Origin of the sequence: Kurthia sibirica (assembly GCF_003143975.1) — a bacterium.
Classification (GTDB): domain Bacteria; phylum Bacillota; class Bacilli; order Bacillales_A; family Planococcaceae; genus Kurthia; species Kurthia sibirica.
Genome location: NZ_QFVR01000001.1, coordinates 75,966 through 97,300, shown reverse-complemented (window position 1 = coordinate 97,300; position 21,335 = coordinate 75,966). Strand labels below are relative to the sequence as shown.

21 protein-coding genes are annotated in these 21,335 nt (G+C 36.5%); 5 read left to right on the top strand and 16 right to left on the bottom strand.

Annotation, left to right across the window (positions count from 1 at the left end):
* Positions 1 to 146 precede the first annotated feature (146 nt).
* From DEX24_RS00470 to DEX24_RS00455, 4 genes are all read right to left on the bottom strand, one after another.
* Positions 147 to 1,184, bottom strand: a complete 1,038-nt coding sequence (locus tag DEX24_RS00470) for a SepM family pheromone-processing serine protease (protein WP_281288147.1) — start codon at positions 1,182 to 1,184, stop codon at positions 147 to 149.
* A gap of 199 nt (positions 1,185 to 1,383) precedes the next feature.
* The gene (gene coaD / locus DEX24_RS00465) at positions 1,384 to 1,878 is read right to left on the bottom strand and encodes a pantetheine-phosphate adenylyltransferase (protein WP_109304428.1); all 495 of its coding nucleotides are present in this window, start codon (positions 1,876 to 1,878) and stop codon (positions 1,384 to 1,386) included.
* Positions 1,871 to 2,446, bottom strand: a complete 576-nt coding sequence (rsmD, locus tag DEX24_RS00460; RefSeq protein ID WP_109304427.1) for a 16S rRNA (guanine(966)-N(2))-methyltransferase RsmD — start codon at positions 2,444 to 2,446, stop codon at positions 1,871 to 1,873. Before rsmD ends, coaD begins: the two co-directional genes overlap by 8 nt.
* Before the next feature lie 26 nt (positions 2,447 to 2,472).
* Entirely contained in the window at positions 2,473 to 3,915 is a 1,443-nt protein-coding gene (locus tag DEX24_RS00455) for a hypothetical protein (protein WP_109304426.1), read from the bottom strand.
* Positions 3,916 to 3,971: 56 nt separating this feature from the next.
* Here DEX24_RS00455 and DEX24_RS00450 point away from each other — a divergent pair, with 56 nt between their 5' ends.
* Positions 3,972 to 4,361, top strand: coding sequence for a DUF7147 family protein (locus DEX24_RS00450; RefSeq protein ID WP_109304425.1), 390 nt, complete (start codon positions 3,972 to 3,974; stop codon positions 4,359 to 4,361).
* 87 nt (positions 4,362 to 4,448) lie between these two features.
* Here the strand turns inward: DEX24_RS00450 and DEX24_RS00445 are convergent, their stop codons facing one another.
* A complete protein-coding gene (locus tag DEX24_RS00445) occupies positions 4,449 to 4,721 on the bottom strand; it encodes a YlbG family protein (RefSeq protein WP_109304424.1) in 273 nt (90 codons plus the stop codon).
* A 131-nt stretch (positions 4,722 to 4,852) separates the two neighbouring features.
* On the opposite strand from DEX24_RS00445, the gene DEX24_RS00440 reads away from it, so the two are divergent.
* Positions 4,853 to 5,761 (top strand): glycerophosphodiester phosphodiesterase family protein, encoded by a 909-nt coding sequence (locus tag DEX24_RS00440; protein WP_109304423.1) that lies wholly within the window; start codon positions 4,853 to 4,855, stop codon positions 5,759 to 5,761.
* A gap of 187 nt (positions 5,762 to 5,948) precedes the next feature.
* Here DEX24_RS00440 and DEX24_RS00435 read toward each other — a convergent pair whose 3' ends face one another.
* Positions 5,949 to 6,395, bottom strand: a complete 447-nt coding sequence (locus tag DEX24_RS00435; protein WP_109304422.1) for a YlbF/YmcA family competence regulator — start codon at positions 6,393 to 6,395, stop codon at positions 5,949 to 5,951.
* Between the two features lie 73 nt (positions 6,396 to 6,468).
* Entirely contained in the window at positions 6,469 to 7,503 is a 1,035-nt protein-coding gene (locus DEX24_RS00430; RefSeq protein ID WP_146192953.1) for a CAP domain-containing protein, read from the bottom strand.
* Between the two features lie 142 nt (positions 7,504 to 7,645).
* Here DEX24_RS00430 and DEX24_RS00425 point away from each other — a divergent pair, with 142 nt between their 5' ends.
* Complete coding sequence (locus DEX24_RS00425; protein ID WP_109304421.1) at positions 7,646 to 8,017, top strand: YugN family protein; 372 nt, start codon at positions 7,646 to 7,648, stop codon at positions 8,015 to 8,017.
* A gap of 234 nt (positions 8,018 to 8,251) precedes the next feature.
* Here the strand turns inward: DEX24_RS00425 and DEX24_RS00420 are convergent, their stop codons facing one another.
* The 6 genes from DEX24_RS00420 to coxB form a co-directional block, all read right to left on the bottom strand.
* On the bottom strand, positions 8,252 to 8,710 hold the full coding sequence (locus DEX24_RS00420; protein ID WP_109304420.1) for a DUF420 domain-containing protein: 459 nt from the start codon (positions 8,708 to 8,710) through the stop codon (positions 8,252 to 8,254).
* 31 nt (positions 8,711 to 8,741) lie between these two features.
* Positions 8,742 to 9,665, bottom strand: a complete 924-nt coding sequence (gene ctaG / locus DEX24_RS00415) for a cytochrome c oxidase assembly factor CtaG (protein WP_109304419.1) — start codon at positions 9,663 to 9,665, stop codon at positions 8,742 to 8,744.
* 145 nt (positions 9,666 to 9,810) lie between these two features.
* Positions 9,811 to 10,146, bottom strand: coding sequence for a cytochrome c oxidase subunit IVB (gene ctaF / locus DEX24_RS00410; protein WP_109304418.1), 336 nt, complete (start codon positions 10,144 to 10,146; stop codon positions 9,811 to 9,813).
* Entirely contained in the window at positions 10,147 to 10,770 is a 624-nt protein-coding gene (locus DEX24_RS00405) for a cytochrome (ubi)quinol oxidase subunit III (protein ID WP_109304417.1), read from the bottom strand.
* Complete coding sequence (locus DEX24_RS00400; protein WP_109304416.1) at positions 10,770 to 12,638, bottom strand: cytochrome c oxidase subunit I; 1,869 nt, start codon at positions 12,636 to 12,638, stop codon at positions 10,770 to 10,772. The genes DEX24_RS00405 and DEX24_RS00400 overlap by 1 nt, the downstream gene beginning before the upstream one ends.
* Positions 12,639 to 12,674: 36 nt before the next feature.
* On the bottom strand, positions 12,675 to 13,760 hold the full coding sequence (gene coxB, locus DEX24_RS00395) for a cytochrome c oxidase subunit II (protein ID WP_109304415.1): 1,086 nt from the start codon (positions 13,758 to 13,760) through the stop codon (positions 12,675 to 12,677).
* Between the two features lie 760 nt (positions 13,761 to 14,520).
* On the opposite strand from coxB, the gene DEX24_RS00390 reads away from it, so the two are divergent.
* Positions 14,521 to 15,441, top strand: coding sequence for a COX15/CtaA family protein (locus DEX24_RS00390; protein ID WP_109304414.1), 921 nt, complete (start codon positions 14,521 to 14,523; stop codon positions 15,439 to 15,441).
* Between the two features lie 263 nt (positions 15,442 to 15,704).
* On the opposite strand, the gene pyc is transcribed toward DEX24_RS00390, so the two are convergent.
* From pyc to DEX24_RS00375, 3 genes are read right to left on the bottom strand one after another with little or no spacing between them, the layout of a single operon-like run.
* Positions 15,705 to 19,139 carry a pyruvate carboxylase gene (pyc, locus tag DEX24_RS00385; protein ID WP_109304413.1) on the bottom strand — a complete coding sequence of 1,145 codons (3,435 nt, stop codon included), beginning with the start codon at positions 19,137 to 19,139 and terminating at the stop codon, positions 15,705 to 15,707.
* Between the two features lie 14 nt (positions 19,140 to 19,153).
* On the bottom strand, positions 19,154 to 20,317 hold the full coding sequence (locus tag DEX24_RS00380) for an FtsW/RodA/SpoVE family cell cycle protein (RefSeq protein ID WP_109304412.1): 1,164 nt from the start codon (positions 20,315 to 20,317) through the stop codon (positions 19,154 to 19,156).
* A 58-nt stretch (positions 20,318 to 20,375) separates the two neighbouring features.
* Positions 20,376 to 20,657, bottom strand: coding sequence for an Fpa/YlaN family protein (locus tag DEX24_RS00375; protein WP_109304411.1), 282 nt, complete (start codon positions 20,655 to 20,657; stop codon positions 20,376 to 20,378).
* Between the two features lie 176 nt (positions 20,658 to 20,833).
* Here DEX24_RS00375 and DEX24_RS00370 point away from each other — a divergent pair, with 176 nt between their 5' ends.
* Positions 20,834 to 21,334 (top strand): hypothetical protein, encoded by a 501-nt coding sequence (locus DEX24_RS00370; protein WP_109304410.1) that lies wholly within the window; start codon positions 20,834 to 20,836, stop codon positions 21,332 to 21,334.
* The last annotated feature ends 1 nt before the right edge of the window (position 21,335 follow it).

The window sequence follows — 21,335 nt, the reverse complement described above, 5'->3', positions numbered from 1 at the left end:
CAATTTCCGCTTCGAAAAACACTTTCCGCGGATATGGCTTCAAACGCCTCATCACTGTGTTCCTGTGGGGTTTTCTGCGCGTTCAATTAATGTGATTATTCGTATTGGAGACATACTATTTTTGTTCTGTACCTGTCTTCTTTTTATCATAAATTCTTCAAATAATCTAATGCATCTTCTAATGTTTCAACCGGTATAATTTTCATTGTTGTTTTTAATTTTTTTGCTTCCTCAGAAGCTTCTTCATAATTTGTTTTTAGAGAAGGGATTGCTTTTTTCATCTCTGGCGTAATGTCATCCTTCGGTGCGAAAAAGATTTCAATGCCTTCGTCATCTGCAGCAATTACTTTTTTATCGATGCCTCCGATGCGACCAACCTTACCGTCTTCTAACATTTCTCCCGTTCCAGCAATTTTATGCCCCTTCGTTAAATCACCTGAAGTCAATTGATCGATAATTTCTAACGTAAACATGAGGCCAGCAGATGGTCCACCAATATCTTCAGAATCAATCGTCACTTTCGGATCCGTATTGATTGATTTACTGTCAGAAAAAGTAATCCCTAAGCCAATCTTCCCTTTTGCGCCAGGAATTTCACTCAATGTTACTTTTTTAGTGTATTGTTTGCCATCGCGTTTAAATGTCAGCTTTACGACATCGCCTTTTTTCTTAGTAGCTAAGTAATCGACTAAATCTAAGTGTTTTTTAATTTTCTTGTCATCAATCGCGGTTACTTCATCGCCTGCTTTCAGTACTTTAGAAGCTGCAGCTTTATCTACAACATAAATTACGTAAACACCGTTATATTTTACTTTATACGGATGTCCAGTCGCTTTAAATGCCATGTATTTTGCATTAAATTGCGAATCCGTCATCAATTTTAATTGGCGCAGATTGTAATCGGCATCTGATTCTTCTGGAGAACGCACATCCTTCTCTTTCAAAATATCCCGATTATCGGAAAACTTCGCCATTACATAAGTAAATGGTGTTGCCTTAGCCATGCCAACTGTCATCATGCTTAAGCTGCCCTTACTTGGTTTATCAGCACCCTCCACTTTGACATATTCATCAAGGTTATACGCCCCGCCTGGGGACATAATATAATAATTCAACGGGTAAAGAAAACCAACTAATAAAAGCGCCACAACGACTAAGCTTGCTAAAAATTTTTTCATCGACATTCTTCTGCACCTCCATTTATTTAATTAGTAGGAGACGTTGAAGAATCCTAGAAGTTCTATTTGCTAGTTTATAGTATCATTTTATCGTAGAAAATGCGTACTTTAAACAGTACAAAAAGGTTGTCCTATGGTTGTTGAATCCCACTTTTAGAAGTGATTTATTCAACGCGATTAGGACAACCTATATTTTATTCATTTGTCATTTTTTCAAGCGATCTTTGAATTTTTCTTTTAATGCCGCATCTACGACAGGAGGTACTAGCGTTGCAATATCGCCACCATACTGTGATACTTCCTTCACGATACTCGAACTCAAAAATGAATGTTGATTTTTCGTCATAATGAAAAATGTTTCAATATTTTCATCTAAATAACGATTCATCGAAGTAATTTGCATTTCGTATTCAAAATCAGAAACAGCACGAAGTCCACGTACAATAACATTCGCATTTTTTGATTTCGCATAATGAATCAATAAACCAGATGATGAGTCTACTTTAACGTTTGGCATATCTTTTGTCACCGTATCAATCATCGCCATTCGCTCATTGACATCAAATAATGAATTTTTTGAAGAATTATTCATAACTGCTACAAACACTTCATCAAAAACATCTGCAGCTCTTCTAATAATGTCTAAATGTCCGTTTGTAACCGGATCGAAACTCCCCGGTACTACTGCAACCTTATTCATTTAGTTCTCCTTCTTTCTCGTTCAATCGATAGAATGAAATTAATGTATCACCATATTTTTCTTGACGATATTTAGAAAACTGTAAAATATGTTCTGGTAAATCTATCTTACGCTCATGCTCACAAACGATTGTTCCACAACGTCCTATGACTTCATTTTCTATTATTTCCGTCACAAGATCATAGTAACTATGTTTAGCATAAGGGGGATCTAAAAAGATTAAATCCGCTTGGAAATTCTTTTTAATTAGTAATTTCAATGCTCTCGTTGCATCGTTGCGATACACTTCTGTCATGTCATCGAAGCGACATTTCTCAATATTTTCTTTTAAATTTTGAAATGCGCGACTATCTTTTTCAATAAAAACTCCATGTTCCATACCGCGACTTAATGCTTCAATACCAAGACCGCCACTACCAGCAAATAAATCCAATACTGTCCCACCTTCAAAAAATGGACCTAAAATATTGAATAACGATTCCTTTACCTTATCCGTGGTGGGTCTTGTCGTTGCACCTGTTATTGCTTTTAAGGGCATACCCTTACGATCTCCTGCTATTACTCTCATCTTGTCCACCAAGCCTTACATACAAATTATTTCTTCTGCAGCGGATCTTGAATATCAATGCGAACATCTGAACTGTCGTAATTCAATCTAAACAAACGAATCAGCCAAGACTCTTCTACATAATACGTACCGCCTACTTTTTCAAGTGGGTGTGAATACGGCGTATCATACCGATTATTATTGTATACGTAGAATTCATGATTACCACCTGGGAAACGGTAGCTTCGTTTTTTACCCTCAACATAGTAACCATGCTCACCGACACGCGTCGTATAGCCTAGTTCTTTTAATATAGGATTTGCTGCATAAAGAATGTTGCCGTCTTTTAATATAACTTTCAAATCTTTCATATGCAATCCATTTACATAAATTGCTCGTGTCTCTTCAAATAGTAACGGTACGATTGTTTTGCCACTTGTTTCATTCCATTGGAAGTAAGACGTTTTCGCAGCGATTGTATCACTTAAAAGCTCATCAAGAACTTGTGAATTAACCCGTTTTCCTTCAAGATTTTCTAAACCTTCTCGCCATGATGTTTTTTGCTCTGAACTAAAATAACCGTTTAAACTCTCGACCATTTGTTTACTTTTTTCAGAACCAATCAGTGAGTTTGTCGCAAAGGAAGCGAGAATATTCGGCAGTTCACCCGCATTGCGCTGTAAATTATATTTATCGATAATTTGAGATGTAACAACGCGTTGCTGCAATTGTTTTTTACTTAATGTTTTCATAAAAATTATGCGATTGGCATTTTTATTCTTTTTCGCTTCGATAACATCCATATGCCCATTATTCAATACTTGCAATGAGGTAAGACTTTTTTTCAAATCGGTATTTTTTAATTTATTACTATAGATTGTCAGCTCTTTACTATCAAAAGCCTTCGTTTGTTTTTTCTTTTGCCAATACAGCTCATAGGCTGCACCATTGCCTTTAAAATAAGCGTAATCTACAAGTGTAAGCGATTGTTCTCCAATTTTAGGAAGTCCTGTATACCATTGACCACCTATACGTTTCTCATCAACGATTTGGATGGCTGTGTCATCCACAATCCCTTTTTTTAATGAGGCATAAAGATCCGTCAGTAATTGGCCGTCTTTTATACCTTTTTTCGACACTGGAATGCGATAAGAAATCGCTAGTTTAGAATGCTCTCCCTCATCGATTGTAGATAGTGATTTATTTAATCGACTACAATTTTCTTTATCCTCTTCACCTTGACTATTTTTTCCACAAGCTTTTTTCTTACTTTCTTTTGGCCAATCTATTTTCAGCGCTTGTTTTGGCAAGCCAGTAAATACTTGATTCACAACTAAAGAATTACCACGATATACTAGTTCAATATCTTGTGTATAATGAAAAGCTTTTTCCTCTTCCGAAGAATTCGTGGAAAAAACATGGTATTGGAATGTGAGCAATAAACCATTTATAAATAACAGTATCGAAAACAATATCGTTGCAAATTTCATGTGCTAATCCTCCTGCATCATGATACTATGTTTTAGGAAAGGAAGTGTTATCAGAAATGATTCAAAAATTTATCGAGCTAGGACAGGGCTATGGAGATATATTCGAGCTTTGCGAGCTTATGACAACGAACACAAACCGAATCCATCATACATTTGCCTTTGTGTCAGAACATAACGGCGGCAAGGTCGCTTCAATCGCCGTCGCGATGAAACCGGTAGGCGAAAGCAAATTTATGCCGATCTATATATGCCGTGAAGGTATTCCATATAATCCCGAGAATCAATCAAAAAGATTCAAATTATTTGAAGATGCTGTAGCTGAAAATAATCAACTTTTAATCACATTAGATGTGAAAAATTCTTCCATTTATGTAGATACGAGCTTGTATTATCAATACTTAACAGGCGCACTACGTTTGTATCATTATATTCCAGCATTATACTAATTTCTGAATCACACTACTACCTTCTTTTTAAGAAACATAGATAAATATGACTATTTTCTATTGTTATCGTCCATTTTCTAAAAAGTTTTAGAGTCCAGATTTATAATCGTATTCTTTTGCTTTATCGGGCAATGCATTTTCAAATTCAGTTTTTAGAAATCTGCGATATGAAGGCAGTACTTCTCGAACATATGGTAGTCTTGAAACTTTGTTTGTAGTAGCTTCAATATCGTCAACATCACAGTAGATGACAACATATTTCATTTTTCTAGAAATATAATGAACATGCCCATATCTTCTTAAAGATTTTGCTTGTTTTAAATGATGAACATAGACAATCAGTCCTTGGCGATCTTTCATTTAGGTCTCCTCCGTTTCTTATAGTAAAGAATACCATAGTAAAGAAAATACAATCAACCAAGTTTAAATGACAGAAACATACTTTATCCGTTATAATAAGGATAAAGGTCTGCAATTAGAGGAGGACAAATATGGGAAAGAAAACAAAAGTAGCCATCGCAATAGCTGCGGCAAGTGCAGCAGCGTGGGCAGGTTCAAAAGCACTTTCTAATCCACAAAAGCGTGAAAACAAACCCGCACTTACATATGAGCATCCGATTGTACTGGCTCATAGAGGGGGATCATTGCTTGCACCAGAATGTACAATGGAGGCTTTCGAGCTGGCAGCTGGACTAGGTGTTCATGGATTTGAAATCGATATTAGACTTACTAAAGATGAAGAAATTGTAGTCTTCCATGATGAATATATTGACCGTACTAGTAATGGTAGTGGCCGTATTGCAGATATGACGTTATTTGAATTACAGCAATTAAATTTCGGCTATAATTTCGTAAACTTAGACGGTTACTTCTCGTATAGAGATCAGCCGGCTTCCATTATTACGCTAAGAGAATTATTGGATCGCTATCCAAATAAATTAGTAAATATTGATATGAAAGATGAGCCGGATACTTATGAAGGTGGCCTAATGCCTTCTAAATTATGGCGTCTATTGGAAGAACTAGGGGCCGAAGAACAGGTCGTTATTACTAGCTTCCATGACGAACAAATTGACCGCTTCAATTTATATGCTCAAAATCGTGTAGCTCTTGGTGCAGGTGTTGGTGAAGTACGTAAAGCTTACACATCATTCACAAGTCAATTTGGACATCTATACAATCCAAAAGTCGATGTTTTCCAAATTCCAACGAAATACGGTGTACTACCATTAGATACACCTCACTTCATTCATTTCTTGGAAAAACTAAATATCCCTGTTCACTATTGGACAATCAATGATGCAACAGAGATGAAGCAATTGATTCAAAATGGTGCACGCGGTATCGTAACAGATCGTCCAGACATCGCAATGAATGCACTTTTTGATAGCGAAGCGTAACACGAATTATTTGAGCCTTTGATTATACCACTTGGTGTATTCAAGGGCTTTTTTCATTTTATAGCCAAGATATTGCCAGGACGAATTTCAATGTGATTATTTCGTTATATTCATTCGTCGCATTCGTTAATAAAAAATGCATAGCTGTTAGTAGATTATTCTACTAACAGCTATGCATTTAATTATTTTATGCTGAACAAGAACAGCCGCCGCCAGTACCACAGCTACCGCCACAGCCACTATCCGAAGAGAAGAATGGGTTGCTAACAGGTACTTTTACCGAATCTGATACCGTTTTCCCTACTAACACACCAATCTCATCTAATAAATCTTGGAATTCATTTTCAGCTATTTTTAGAGCGGATATATGATTGTTCATATCTAACGCTCGTTTTTGCAATCTGATAGACTTCATAATCTTTGAATAATCTGGATGATACTTCCCGAAACGTTGCACATCTTCATATTGAAGTTTCATATCATTGAATTCATTAATTTGAGCGACTAATTGTTTATCTGAATAAACAAGATGCGCAGCCTCCTGTAATGCTTTATACACTTCAGAGGATTGTAACATATCATTCATCGCATCTACTTCATCAAGAATCATAACCCATTCTGACGTAATTATCATATTAAAGCCCCCGTTCCTCTCCATCATACCAAACGTTATTTCATATTGGGAAGAATAGTCACTCACGAGTGAATTATTTTTCTATAAATATTTGTGCATAATTTTTTTCAAATGCGCTTGTACCTACAATATTGTAGTTTGATTGCAGTAAATCTTTACGATGTTTTTCAGAATTAATGAATCCGCTAACCGCATCCACTGCATCCGAATAATTTTCAGCAATATTTTCAGAAGCTTGCTCAAAATCCACTTCATTTTTTTTCAATACTTGCTCTAGGTCTGTATCAGCTGAATCAATTTTTGCTAAACGATCCATAACAATATTCTTTAATTGTTGATTTGTCACCTTATTCAACTCTTCACTATAGGTAAACTGATCCAAGTTATTATAGGCTCTAAAAATATTTGTTAGCTCAAATAATTGTTTGGCATTTTCAGCGTTTATTTTTTCCTGTGTAAAAGAAGAAAGTTTTTCAGGTTCAATTATCGTTCCAACATAAGTCATATCATACGGTTTTTGTTTCACGAGCGTTTCACCATCTATAAAACGAATACCTTGTAGTTGCTTTGTCGTATGGTCAAAATACAATTGTGCTAGTACGCCATCATACATGACAAGTAATCTTGATTGTAAATCTACTTCACTCAACATAAGTGTGAAAATACTATCCGCTATTTTAATATTGATTTCTGTATCTGTAATCGTATTACGATAGAGTTCATCGATGGATTGTCCAATTTTGAATGGTTGTGCATCAACATGCTCGCCTGTTAAAAATACTTGTTTCACTTTGTTTTTTTCAACCCCGACAAGTATATACTGTTGGTCAGCGTGATACACCCACCACTCAAAACCATATGCAGAAGGACCTTTACGTATGGGTTCACCTAATTTATCTGTAATCGTTTTAGCTGATTCACCAATATACGTTGACCAACCTTCTTGAGGTCTTGGCATAACATCTGTATTCATAGTAGGCGCTTCTGTTTTTGGTAGTGTTTTATCCGGACCTTTAATAGAGTCTGGTGCATCATCCGTATGATTTATATAGAAAAAGCCGACTAAAAGCAAAGCTAATAATACGAGAATTCTTAATAACGACTTCAATTTAGTTTCTCCTCTTTATTTAATAATCTTATTATAACAACTGTACGATGACATTCACAACGTTGTCATTGCAACAAAATGATATTTGATTTATTATAAAAATGGAAAGTATTTGGATAATAAACAAAAGGAGGAAAAAAAGATGTATTTTGAGAATACTGGCATTGAAGATAAATTGGCTGATATTGTTGTGTTGGACGACTTAATGCGTAAACAAGGGCTTATTCGTTCGACTGGTTGGGATTATGAACGCGTAACTTGGGATCGTAAATTCATTGTTCCTGAAGGTACTTATTATTTACGTATTTTTGGTATAGCAGAAGATGGTGGTGACATCGGTAGCAATGATGCGGTGATTCGACTATTAAAACCAGTACTTGGCAAACATTATTTCCCTCATGGTGTCGAGTATGGTGATGACGAGGTTTGGGCAGTATCTGTCGTTGATCATGCTAAAAAATTACTAGAAGCACTCAATGAAGAACTTCAAACCTTTGCTATCATAACTGAATAATAAAAATAGTATTTATAGAGCCTGAGACAACAGTATTTTCAACAGAGAAAATCCCGTATGATTTTTCGAAATCATATGGGATTATTCATTTGAAAACCACAATACACAGGATAGAACCTAAAAAAAGGTGAATGAAATGGCACAACCAATTTCATTCACCTCACTATTTGACACAGAGCCCTATTTTCAAAAAGGTCATTCTGCAGTCATACACCAGTAATCAAATCGCACTATTTAGCTATTTAAAATAGCCTTGAATACTGAAGTTGTGTCTCCACCTTTATAAAATACATATAAAAGTAAATATACTGCTAAACCAGTAATCGCAACAAAGAACCAAATAACTGATGTGATGGGTGCAATTTTACGATGACGTACAAGATTATTTGTGAAACCTGCAATCAATGTGACAATCCCAAATACCGCCCCCGTAGTTGCTAAACAAATATGGAATACTAAGAAAATTGTATAATATATTTTCAAGTCGTCTGGTCCACCAAATGCTGTGTTACCTATAAATACTGTGCGTGATACGTAGATAATGAAGAATGTAAGAGCAGAAATCGCTGCTGCAATCATCACTTTTTTATGTGCTTCAATTTTTCTTTTCTTAACAAGTGCCCAACCAATTGCTATAAGCACTGCACTTAATACGATAAAGAATGTACTGATTGTTGGTAAAATAGGTACCATATTATTTTTCTCCTAACAAATTAAATGCTAGTTAGCGATATTCATTTTCGCGTAACTGCTGCCTTTCTAAAAGTGCATCCTGCGTGATTTGTTCTGCGTTATCACGATCATTTTGATACCATTCATAAAAGACTCTTGCAAGTATTATACCAAAGATAATTTCTTGGAGAATCTTCATAAGCACACCACCGAGCTGTTGATCATTCAACGGTGTCATATTTGTGAACAACTCTGGTCCAGATAAGTTCGTCAAACCAGATAAAGTGTCGGCTGGCACGCATAATGCCATCGCTTTCATCCAGACAGTTCCATCTGTATATGTTGCGTAGAATGGTGAACCTGCGAATATAATCATCGCACATGCTGGTGTGATCAAAACAGCATTAGCAATTATGTAGCCTACTTTATGAAGACCTTTCATTTTTGGTTGGTCTTCTAGCGTATTCAATAATGGCCAATATAAAAATAAACCGGATAAAAACAGTACAAATGTAAAGAGTCCATGCAATGACTCCTCCAATTTCACATAATCAAAAACTAATGGAATATGGTAGAAGGAAAACAATGCTGCAAAAACAACTAATGCAATAATTGGTTTTGTTACCATTTTAAAAGCAGGCTTGATATACGGTATATTAATTAAAAACTGCCAAAGATAATTTGGTATTCCTTTAATTAAGAGCGCCGGCACTACTAATAATAGTAACGCCATTTGCACCATATGCATAGTGAACATTATGTGAGAAAGTAAATTTACCGGTGATCCTTTAATAATATAGAGCAAAATCATCGCTGCAATAAAGTTCGCAGCTTCCGAACGCGTTAGTGGTGTACTATTCTTAAAATCATGTCGCCATTTAATCGTAATCAAAAAATAAATCACTATGATAAAGACCAGTACTCCAATAAAATTAGGGCTCCACATTGCGCGAAAGCCAAAAATATCTAGCGGCATTTAGACCTCTCCTTTTTACTATCAATACCATTATTATAAATCGTTGGTAAAAAAACCACAATGGATGACTTATGACATTTTTTTCTATCTGATATTTTACTATAACAAAAAAAGACTTCTAGGCTCGCTAGAAGTCTTTTATATTTTATTCCCACCAAATGATTGTTACGAAGGCTAAAACCATCGTAAAGGCCACCAGTGCACCTGAATACATAAAGAACTGCGGAATGCCGTGTCCTTTTTCACTCCAGTGCATGAAGAAATATAATTGAAGAATTACCTGCACGACTGCAAGCAATAAAATAACGGGCACTACTAATGTTGGCGAGAAACCCGCCATCACCAATGCAAATGCGATAAATGTAAAAAAGATCATAATCGCAAATGCCGTTACTTGATTGCGCATGGCTTCTGCAGATTTTTTCTTCGCATAGGCAAACTCTTTTGGTGATTTCGAAACGATTTCGATTTCATGTGACATTTACATCACTCCCATCAAGTAAACTACTGTGAAGATAAATACCCAAACTACATCGATAAAATGCCAATACAATGACGCCAAATAGTATTTAGGGGCATTATACAAATCCAAACCACGTTTTGAATTGCGTAGCATTAGTAATGTAATCCATACGAGCCCAATCACAACGTGAACACCATGTGTTCCTACAAGCGTAAAGAACGATGTACTAAAAGCACTTTGTGAAAAACCGAAGCCTTCATGTACATATTCTGTAAACTCATAAATTTCCAGTCCCAAGAAACCTAAACCTAATAAGACAGTAATCGATAACCAAGCTTGCATCGCCTTAAAATTATAGCTCTTCATATGATACATAGCATAAACAGATGTTAATGAAGATGTTAGTAATAACATCGTCATGACAAACGCAAGTGGCAGCTCAAACAGTTCTTGAGAAGTAAATTTCATGCCGCTAGGTCCCTTATCTTTTAGTGCTAAGTAAGTAGCAAATAATGTGGCGAATAAAACGGTTTCACCGCCAAGGAAAAGCCAAAAGCCCGTTACCTTATTTTTCCCTTCAGCCGTTGCTTTTTCCGGATGGTCCGGCCAAGAATGTGGGGTGAATTTTTGATTCGAGCTCATTAGTGTTTACCCCCTTTATCATCCAATAAATCTTCCTTCTTAATATAATAGCCATGATCATCCTTCACAGAACGATAAATCATTCCTAAAGCAGTAATCGCTAGACCACCTATCAAGACGTATAGACCCCAGGATGTTTCTTGGTGGAACATAGCCCCAAATGCTGCAACAAAGAAACCGAATGACATAACAACTGGTATAAAAGAGTTATTTGGCATATGAATATCCGATAATGGTTCTGCGTAGAGCATGCCTTCTTTATTGCCATCCATTTTTTCGATCCAATAGGGATCTAAACCACGAATAAGTGGAGTCTGTTTAAAGTTATAGAATGGAATGGGTTGTGGAATTGCCCACTCCAATGTTCGACCATCCTCCCATGGATCGCGGCCAGCTGGCACACCTTTAATTGCTGTAATAATCACGTTGATCACAAGGATAATAACACCAATGGCCATGAGAAATGCTCCGATTGTCGATATGAAGTTAAAAAGATCCAATCCTTGCCCTGCCTTGAAAACGGCTACTCGACGTGGCATACCCATCAGCCCTAAGAAATGCTGTAAGAAAAATGTTAGATGGAAACCAACAAAGAAGAAAACAAATGTAATTTTCCCAAGTGTTTCATTTAACATTTGATTGAACATGATTGGCCAATAATAATGCGCTCCAGCAAATAATGCTAGGACCACACCACCAACAATTACATAGTGGAAATGGGCAACGATAAAGTACGAGTCATGCAACTGATAATCCAATGGTGCAGAAGCTTGCATAATCCCAGTAACGCCACCTGCAACGAATGAAGGAATAAATCCTAAAGCGTATAACATCGGCGTTGTAATTTTAATCGAGCCACCCCACATCGTCATGAGCCAGTTAAAAATTTTCATACCTGTAGGTACGGCGATTGCCATTGTAGCTACAGAGAAAATAGCATTCGCTGTTGGCCCAAGACCTACTGTAAACATATGGTGAGCCCATACCATGAATCCTAAGAAACCAATTAATATCGTAGCAAACACCATGGACGGATAACCAAATAGTCGCTTACGGCTAAATGTCGCAAATATTTCAGAGAATATCCCAAAGGCGGGTAGTATAAGAATATACACTTCTGGATGACCAAATATCCAAAATAAATGTTCCCAAATAATGGTGTTACCACCCATCGTATGAACGAAGAAGTTACCGCTAAACATTCGGTCAAAAATCATAAAGAATAGACCAATTGTTAATGGTGGGAATGCGAATAGAATAAGTGCACTCGCTACAAATGCTGTCCATGTAAATAATGGCATACGCATATACGTCATCCCTGGTGCACGCATATTAATAATCGTCACGAGGAAATTTATGCCAGAAATCAACGTACCAGCACCGGATATTTGTAAACCTAACGCATAAAAGTCAATACCATGTCCCGGTGACATTAAAGATAAGGAGGCGTAAGATGTCCATCCTGCATCAGGTGCTCCAGTAAAGAACCATGATAGATTTAAGAACACACCACCAAATAAGAATAACCAAAAACCTAATGAGTTTAAAAATGGAAATGCTACGTCACGTGCCCCTATTTGTAGCGGCACAATGGCGTTCATAAAAGCGAACACGAGCGGCATTGCGGCCAAGAATATCATCGTCGTGCCATGCATTGTCATAACTTCATTAAATAAGCCTGCGCTCAAGAAGTCATTATCTGGTTTTGCGAGCTGAATACGAATCAACATCGCTTCAATACCACCGATTACAAAGAATAATGTACCGGCAACGAGATAGAGATGAGCAATCTTTTTATGGTCTACAGTCGTTATGTAGTCCCATATATGTGCTCCTAGGCCCTTTTTCTTTGTTGCTACTGAGCTCACAACCTTAACCCCCTTCAAATATGCAATTAATGAGTTTTAGTTTTCAACTGTCAGACTCATTAAATATGCAGATAATGCGGTAAGCTCCTCATCAGTGAAGGCTTTACCATTGTTAATTTTCTCTGGTTTTGGCATCATATTCCCTTCCTTGTAGGCCTGGGGATCTTTTATCCAATTTTTTAAATTTTTATCATTATGTTCTAATATTCCTGCAATACGTGTGCGATCGCCAAAAGTAGCTAGGTTAGGTGCAATACCTGTACCAGCACCGGCACCCGAAGTGGCATGACATGAAATACAACTTTGCTTGAAGATTGCCTCTCCTTGCTGTTCGACTGAACCAAGCGTTTTACGGTCCTTCGTTGCTTTCATTTTCGTAACCCAAGAATCAAAATCATCTTTCGCAACTGTCTTGACTTTAAAATCCATTAAAGCATGTGAAGGTCCGCATAATTCAGCACATTTGCCATAAAACACGCCTTCTTTTAAATCCTTTGATTCTTCGTCAAAAGTTAGATAGAATTTATTGACATTTTCCACGTTCGTATCCATTTTGCCGCCAATTGATGGAATCCAAAACGAGTGTTTAACATCTCCAGCTTTTAACTTAAAATATACTTTTTGTCCCGTTGGCACGATTAGTTCCTGCGATGTTACAATCCCTTGGTTCGGATATTCAAACTCCCACCAATAGAGCTTCGCAGTGACATTAACAGTAACTACTTCGGCTTGCTTTTCTTTGTTTGACCCTTCCATCGCTTTCGTATCAGCTAACTTATACGTGTAGTATACAGTTGGCACTGCTAAGACTAACAATAGGATAATCGGAATGACCGTCCAAATGATCTCCAGTTTCATACTGCCTTCTACTTGCTTTGGTATAACATTTTCTCCGATTTTTTTACGTCGGAATTTCATGATTACTAATACATAAATAATGACAACAACAACAATTACTAATGTCATAATCGCAAGTGATAACAAGAGTAAATTATGTTGGTCTTTACCTACTTGCCCAGCAGGTGATAGCGTTGTTAAATCCTTTTCACCGCACGCAGAAAGGAAGACTGTAAGTGCAGATAGTAAAGCTAGGAAACGCCACTTTTTAAGCCCTTTCATCATAGCTCAATTAAACCCCTCTTTCTTTGTTGTATTTACAAGCGTACCAAGACCATGGATTGTCTATATGAATTCTATAGTTAGAAAGAATTCCTCATCGAACATCCAACTCAAGAGTATTACTTATCCATCTCCTCCAAAATAAGCCATTACAAAAATAGTTTCTTCCCAATATGGGAACTGGATTTTTGCAACACTGTCAGTATAAAATTTCGGACAACGTATGATGGACAACTGACACACAACAAAAGATGCATACATAAACAAACGACATAGCTTACAATTTCATCCTATTGAATAGTTCAAATAAAGGACTAGCAGCTGGTTTGACAAGATTTGAATAGGAAAATCAATGGAAATAAGTGCGTTTCTATCTTGTTTCAAAACAGCTTTCACTATATTATACTATTTTCTACTAATTTCCCTCATTTGACAAATCATATTCACATTCTCAAAATTTGTAAACATATTCCGTTATCCATACTATAACCAAAATCTTCAATTTATTCTAGGATAAAAGTAAAAAATTCACTTATTGGTCAATAAAATGGAAATAATGTATAAAGAGATTGTTATATTGGCCCTTTTAGTCTTCCATACCGCTACCTTACAGACAGAAAATATGAACAAACTGTGAAATTACTTAGTATTTAGAAACCATTTCATGCAACAAGTTGTTTTTTTACCATATTTTCGCTATTATCAAAAATAAAGGGAATTATTTAATATTTGGAAATAAACTTCTTATAAGTAGGTGGCAAAGATGCAACAAAGTAAATACATGAAGTGGTTTGCTGTCGCTGCAACGTTTGGAATGCTACTCATCTTAATCGGTGGCGCTCTCGTTACGAAGACAGATAGTGGTATGGGATGCGGTCGTCATTGGCCAGGTTGTAATGGTTCTTTAATCCCAACAGAAATTACGCGTGAAGTGCTGATTGAATTTTCCCATCGCGCCATTACAGGATCTGTATCGTTTCTCATCCTCATCTTATCTGTATGGTCTTGGCGAAAACTCGGTCATGTCCGCGAGGTGAAGTTACTCGCCTTTCTTGCGATGTTCTTCTTAGTTGCACAGGCTTTTATCGGGGCTGCTCAAGTTATGTGGGGACAAGGTGACTTTATATTAGCATTACATTTTGGTATCTCATTACTGTCGTTTGCTGCAGTATTACTGTTGACTTTAATCGTTTTTGAAGTAGATAAAAAATTTGATGCTGATCAAGTACATATTTTACCAAAACTAAAATGGCATACGATTGGGGTGACATTGTATTCCTATATTGTTGTATACACTGGTGCACTCGTCCGACATACTAATTCCAGCTTAATTTGTCCAGATTGGCCCCTGTGTAACAATAAAACAATCGCTCTGCCAAGTAATTTTTATGAATGGGTTCAAATGGGGCATCGTGCAGCTGCTGGCCTCATATTTATTTGGATTTTATATATTGCTATTCACACAATAAAGTATTACAAAAATCAACGCGTACTGTATTGGGGTTGGATTATTGCATTATTAATCGTATCGTTACAAGTGATTGCAGGGATGTCGGTCGTACTAAGCCGATTAAATATTTATTTAGCACTGAGTCACTCTTTGCTGATTGCCTTACTGTTTGGCTTGCTTTGTTATATGATTTTACTCGTATCACGTAGCAATCAAAATTATCCAAATGCATAAAAATAATCATACAAATCCCATCTTGAAAATCCCTTAATTTATTATTTCCATATATTTTACTACTGCATATGCTCGACCAATAAAAAATAATACTATTTATTTTAATGACTACAAAAAGCCCTATTTAAAAATCATTTATGATTTTTAAATAGGGCTTTTTTGAATGGTTATATGCTCAAAAATAGCATATAAAAACTGCCTCTCATTCAAATACGCCCAATTATAGTATGGACATTTAAATGGTGGAGGCAGCATTATTTATATTATCCTTCTAACTCAATTAGTAAATCTCCAGTAGAAATAGCTTCGCCTTCTTTAACGAAAATTGTTTTCACAATACCGTCACGTGGCGCTTGTACTGTTGTTTCCATCTTCATTGCTTCCGTAATCAATAAATGTTCACCGCGACGAACTTGACTACCTTGTGATATAGCTACTTTTAAAACGGTCCCTGGCATTGTCGCACCAATTTGGTTTGAGTTTGTCGGATCTGCTTTTGGTTTTTTCTCACCTGTCACTTCTACTGTTAAATCTTGAATGATCACTTCACGTGGTTGCCCATTTAATTCAAAATAGATGACGCGTGTACCATCATGCTGTGGTTCACCAATTGATACCAATTTGACGATTAATGTTTTACCTTTTTCAATCGTTACTTCAACTTCTTCACCAAGTTTCATGCCGTGTAAGAATGTTGGTGTATCTAAAACGGACACATTACCAAATTGATCATTCGTTGTCATATACTGTTCAAAGACTTTCGGATACAATACATAAGCCAGTACATCCTGGTTTGTCATTTCTCGATTGTATTTCGCATCTAACTCAGTCTTAACTGCAGCGAAATCTACATCCTCTAATAATTCACCTGGTCGTACTGTAATAGCTTCTCGTGCTTTTAAAACAACCGCTTGTAGCTCTTTTGGGAAACCGCCATAAGGTTGACCTAAATAACCTTGGAAAAACTCAATTACTGAATCTGGGAAATCAATTGACTGCCCCTTTTCAACAACATTATCTTCTGTCAAATCATTTTGTACCATGAATAATGCCATATCACCAACTACTTTTGACGATGGTGTTACTTTTACGACATCACCAAATAACATATTGACATTCGAATACATTTTCTTCACTTCTTCCCAACGATCGCCAAGTGCTACGCCTTTAGCTTGTTGCTGAAGATTTGAATATTGTCCGCCCGGCATCTCGTGAACATAAATTTCTGAATGTGGACTATTCATACCACTTTCAAAATCTTTATAATATTTACGGATATCTTCCCAATAATAGTTGAGTTTTTCAATACCTTCGATATCCGCACGAACTTGACGCTCATTGCCCTTCATCGCATAATACAATGAATTGGCACTTGGTTGAGAAGTTAAGCCTGCCATTGAACCAACAGCGGTATCAATAATATCAACACCCGCTTCAATTGCTTTCGCATATAAATAAATACCATTGCCACTTGTATCATGCGTGTGTAGATGAATTGGTAAATCAGTCGCTTCTTTTAGCTCAGAAATTAAACGGTATGCCGCTTCTGGTTTAAGTAAGCCAGCCATATCTTTAATCGCTAAAATATGTGCACCTGCCGCCTCTAATTCTTTCGCCATTTGTTTGTAATAGTTTACAGTATATTTTGAACGTGTATCATCTAAAATATCACCTGTGTAACAAACAGCCGCCTCAGCAATTTTACCTGTATCGCGAACAGCGTCAATTGCTGTTTGCATTCCTGGTAACCAGTTGAGGCTGTCGAAAATACGGAAGACATCGATGCCCTGTTCTGCAGATTCTTTAATAAATGCACGAATCACGTTATCAGGATAATTTTTATACCCTACTGCATTTGCCCCTCGCAATAACATTTGGAATAAAACATTCGGCATTTTTTTGCGTAGTACACGCAATCTCTCCCATGGATCTTCTTTTAAGAAACGATAAGCGACATCAAAGGTTGCTCCACCCCACATTTCAAATGAGAAGAAATTATGCATAATTTTTGCTGTGTCGTCCGCAATATCATACATATCTCGCGAACGCACACGGGTAGCAAGTAAGGATTGATGTGCATCGCGCATCGTTGTATCCGTTAAGAGAACATCGTTTTGTTCACGAATCCACTGTACTAAACCATCTGGGCCCCTATCATCTAAAATTTGTTTTGTTCCTGCTGGTATTTCACTAAAGATATCGATATTTGGTTTGTGTGGTTGTGTAAAAATTGGTTTTTGATGTGCCGTAATTCCTGGGAAACCATTAACCGTTACATTACCAATATAATTTAATAATTTTGTTCCACGATCTCTTGTTAATTTATAATCAATTAATTCAGGTGTTGTATCAATAAAACTTGTATTGAAATCCCCGCTTAAAAAATCGGCATGACGTACCACATTTTCTAAAAATGGAATATTCGTTTTAACACCACGAATACGAAATTCTTGTAAGTTGCGATCCATTTTCTCTGCCGCTTCTTTAAATGAGTTACCCCATGTTGATAACTTTACTAACAATGAATCATAGTGAGGTGAAATAACGGCACCTTGAAAGCCATTACCCGCATCCAAACGTACGCCAAAACCACCGCTTGAACGATATACCATTAACTTACCAGTATCAGGCATAAAGTTATTTTGCGGATCTTCCGTCGTAATACGCGATTGAATTGCATAGCCAAAAAGAGGGATATCTTTCTGTTGTGGGATATTAATATCCTCACCATGTAGATTATGTCCCGCAGCAATTAATATTTGTGCGTGAACAATATCGATTCCTGTAACCATTTCAGTAATTGTATGTTCTACTTGAACACGTGGATTTACCTCAATAAAGTAAAATTTATCATTTGCCACTAAAAATTCTACCGTACCCGCATTAATATATTGAACATTTTTCATGAGTTTTACTGCAGCATCACAAATTTCTTGGCGTAATTCATCTGATAATGAATTAGATGGTGCTATTTCTACTACTTTTTGATGACGACGTTGAATTGAACAATCACGCTCATAGAGATGAACAATATTCCCATGCTGATCACCTAATATTTGTACTTCAATATGTTTTGGTTTGTCCACATATTTTTCAACATACACTTCGTCAGAACCAAATGCTGCCTTCGCTTCTGATTTTGCACGATCATAGGCTTCTTGTGCTTCATCTTTAGAATAGACAACGCGCATACCACGTCCACCGCCACCTAGAGATGCTTTAATCATTACCGGATAATCATGTGAAGCACCGAAGGCATAGACATCATCAATCGAGCTTACTGGACCACCAGAACCAGGAATGACTGGAATATTAGCTAATACAGCTTGGTCACGTGCTTTTACCTTGTCGCCAAACATGTCAAGATGCGTAGAAGTTGGTCCGATGAATAGAATTCCTTCTTCTTCACAACGTTTCGCAAATTCTAAGTTTTCTGACAAAAAACCATAACCAGGGTGAATAGCATCCACGCCTGATTCTTTAGCAATATCTAAAATTCCTTCAATATCTAAATAAGCATCTATTGGTTTCTTGCCATCCCCGACAAGATAAGCTTCATCTGCTTTATAGCGATGATATGAACCGCTGTCCTCACGAGAATAAATTGCGACTGTGCGAATTTTCATCTCTGTACATGCACGGAATACTCGAATTGCGATTTCCCCGCGATTCGCTACTAGAACTTTTTCAATTGCCATAACTATAAAACCCCCTATTTCAATTTGTTTCTGTCTTTTTTAACAAACATGGAGACATTCACTAAAATACCCATTGCTAAAGATAATAACATAAGAGATGATCCACCATAACTAATAAATGGTAGAGGAACACCTGTCAATGGAATAAGTCCACTCAAACCGCCGATATTTACGAAGGTTTGGAAGCCAATCCACGATGCAATACCAACAGCGAGCATACGTGCCATCGGGTCCTTTGCTCGAATCCCTACAATTATGCCACGCAATACGATAAACCCTAATCCACCAATTACAAATAATACGCCTAATGTACCGAGTTCTTCTGAAATAATAGCAAGAATAAAATCGGTATGTGGTTCAGGTAAATAACCAAGTTTTTGTATGGATTGACCTAAGCCTAAACCAGGTATGCCACCTGCACCAATTGCATAATAGCCATTGACTACTTGCCAGCCATAATTTGTAATATCTTTGAACGGATCCCAAAAGGCTTCAATACGCCCCATTCTTTTTTCAGTTAGTAATGTATCTTTAAAGAATAGAAGTGCCGTACCGATTACACCTACACCAATCAAGAATACAGTCGTCATACTAATAATGAATTTTTTAATCGACAACCCACTAACCGCAATCACTGAGAAAGCAATTAATGTTAATAAAATGATGGACCCTATATCCGGCTCCATCGCAATTGATGCCACAGCAAGGCCATAAATAAACATCGGTGGTAACAAGGAGTTCATTATCGAATCTATTGTACCACTAGAATTCTTATTGGCAAATACTACTGAAAAATAAATAATAATGGAAATTTTAGCTAATTCTGATGGTTGAAAACTGGCAAAACTAAATTTCAGCCATGATTTTGCACCGGAACCGTCTGGGCTATATCCTATTAAGTGCACAAGGATCAATAGCACAAAAGTGCTCACCAGCATAATCAATATAAATTTATTGTTTCGGTATCTTTTATACGGTATAAAACAACCAATAAAAAATGCAATAAAAGCAATAATTATATTGAATATCTGTTTTTTATAAAAATAATCCGGTTCAAGATTTAATTTATTAACTGCAACCATCATACTTGAACTATAAACCATAATAAGTCCAAATAAACAAAGAGCTACATATGTAATGAAGAGAGGGTAATCAAATTCTTTGAAATATTTTTTCATTTGAAGCTCCTTTTCTAGCAAAAAAACTCAAACAGTTGTTATTGTTTGAGTTTTTTTCTTATTTCTTTGTGAATGCATCATGCAATGCAGACAATTCTTTCTCTAACGAAGCGAGAATCTCTTTCCCTTTTTCTCGCTCTAAAAGATTCAGTTTAACAGCGAAATCAATCTCGCGTGATAAACCAAACATTTGTGTATCTAAAACTTCTTCATACAATGGACATTGTGGCATTGTTAAGTTCTCCATTTGTACTCTAATTAATTTAGCAATTTTGTCAGCATCCGCAAATAGCAGTTCCAAAGCTTTTTGCTCATACATGCTCTGTGATTTTGTATCCATGAGGACGCCCCCATTACCTGATATTTCTTGAGTTCTATCATTCTAAATTTTAGCTTTTCACATAGAAAAATGCAAGCATCTAGTTAGTTTTATCGATATTAAGTCGAAATCTTTTCTCAAATTCATGTAAAAACGGTATACTAGTCAATGAAATGTATATATTAGGAGGAATTTTAATGGAATCTATAATTCAAATTAAAGGGAATGTTCATTATAATATTACTTTGGATCCATCCATTTGGATTTTCGATGATCGTAAAGTAGATTTAACAAGCTATTTTTCAGAAAATCGCGTAGAAGTGAATGCTGATGAAGCATATGTCGAAGGAGCGAGTAAGTTCTGGTCACGCGAAATTATGGAAGGCGCTGCTTTCCCTCCAACTTTAAAATCAGAGAAAAAATTTGACCGCCAAGAAATGAAAACAGGTACTTTTGGTATTGTTTTCCAACCTTTCTTAGCGAATGCAGAACCAAAAAAAGATGCTAAAACAGTTATTTTCACTGATTTTGTAGGTAATGAATACTCGTATGCTCTTGCCGATGCCGCTAAACTCGTATTCCAATTTAGCATCGATGGTAAAAGCTTATCAGAAGATGGCCCCATTTATTTATTAAATCCAGACGGTTCTAATTTAGCAACACCTATTAAAAACATCGTCGGCATCCAAGTAGACTAGG

Bases quoted from the DNA above. Each gene is read 5' to 3' on its own strand.
- rsmD (WP_109304427.1), bottom strand. From the start codon at position 2,446: ATGAGAGTAATAGCAGGAGATCGTAAGGGTATGCCCTTAAAAGCAATA.
- DEX24_RS00440 (WP_109304423.1), top strand. From the start codon at position 4,853: ATGGGAAAGAAAACAAAAGTAGCCATCGCAATAGCTGCGGCAAGTGCA.
- DEX24_RS00455 (WP_109304426.1), bottom strand. From the start codon at position 3,915: ATGAAATTTGCAACGATATTGTTTTCGATACTGTTATTTATAAATGGT.
- DEX24_RS00425 (WP_109304421.1), top strand. From the start codon at position 7,646: ATGTATTTTGAGAATACTGGCATTGAAGATAAATTGGCTGATATTGTT.
- ctaF (WP_109304418.1), bottom strand. From the start codon at position 10,146: ATGTCACATGAAATCGAAATCGTTTCGAAATCACCAAAAGAGTTTGCC.
- DEX24_RS00370 (WP_109304410.1), top strand. From the start codon at position 20,834: ATGGAATCTATAATTCAAATTAAAGGGAATGTTCATTATAATATTACT.
- DEX24_RS00390 (WP_109304414.1), top strand. From the start codon at position 14,521: ATGCAACAAAGTAAATACATGAAGTGGTTTGCTGTCGCTGCAACGTTT.
- DEX24_RS00445 (WP_109304424.1), bottom strand. From the start codon at position 4,721: ATGAAAGATCGCCAAGGACTGATTGTCTATGTTCATCATTTAAAACAA.
- coxB (WP_109304415.1), bottom strand. From the start codon at position 13,760: ATGATGAAAGGGCTTAAAAAGTGGCGTTTCCTAGCTTTACTATCTGCA.
- DEX24_RS00450 (WP_109304425.1), top strand. From the start codon at position 3,972: ATGATTCAAAAATTTATCGAGCTAGGACAGGGCTATGGAGATATATTC.
- ctaG (WP_109304419.1), bottom strand. From the start codon at position 9,665: ATGCCGCTAGATATTTTTGGCTTTCGCGCAATGTGGAGCCCTAATTTT.
- pyc (WP_109304413.1), bottom strand. From the start codon at position 19,139: ATGGCAATTGAAAAAGTTCTAGTAGCGAATCGCGGGGAAATCGCAATT.
- DEX24_RS00375 (WP_109304411.1), bottom strand. From the start codon at position 20,657: ATGGATACAAAATCACAGAGCATGTATGAGCAAAAAGCTTTGGAACTG.
- coaD (WP_109304428.1), bottom strand. From the start codon at position 1,878: ATGAATAAGGTTGCAGTAGTACCGGGGAGTTTCGATCCGGTTACAAAC.
- DEX24_RS00405 (WP_109304417.1), bottom strand. From the start codon at position 10,770: ATGAGCTCGAATCAAAAATTCACCCCACATTCTTGGCCGGACCATCCG.
- DEX24_RS00435 (WP_109304422.1), bottom strand. From the start codon at position 6,395: ATGATAATTACGTCAGAATGGGTTATGATTCTTGATGAAGTAGATGCG.
- DEX24_RS00420 (WP_109304420.1), bottom strand. From the start codon at position 8,710: ATGGTACCTATTTTACCAACAATCAGTACATTCTTTATCGTATTAAGT.
- DEX24_RS00470 (WP_281288147.1), bottom strand. From the start codon at position 1,184: ATGTCGATGAAAAAATTTTTAGCAAGCTTAGTCGTTGTGGCGCTTTTA.
- DEX24_RS00380 (WP_109304412.1), bottom strand. From the start codon at position 20,317: ATGAAAAAATATTTCAAAGAATTTGATTACCCTCTCTTCATTACATAT.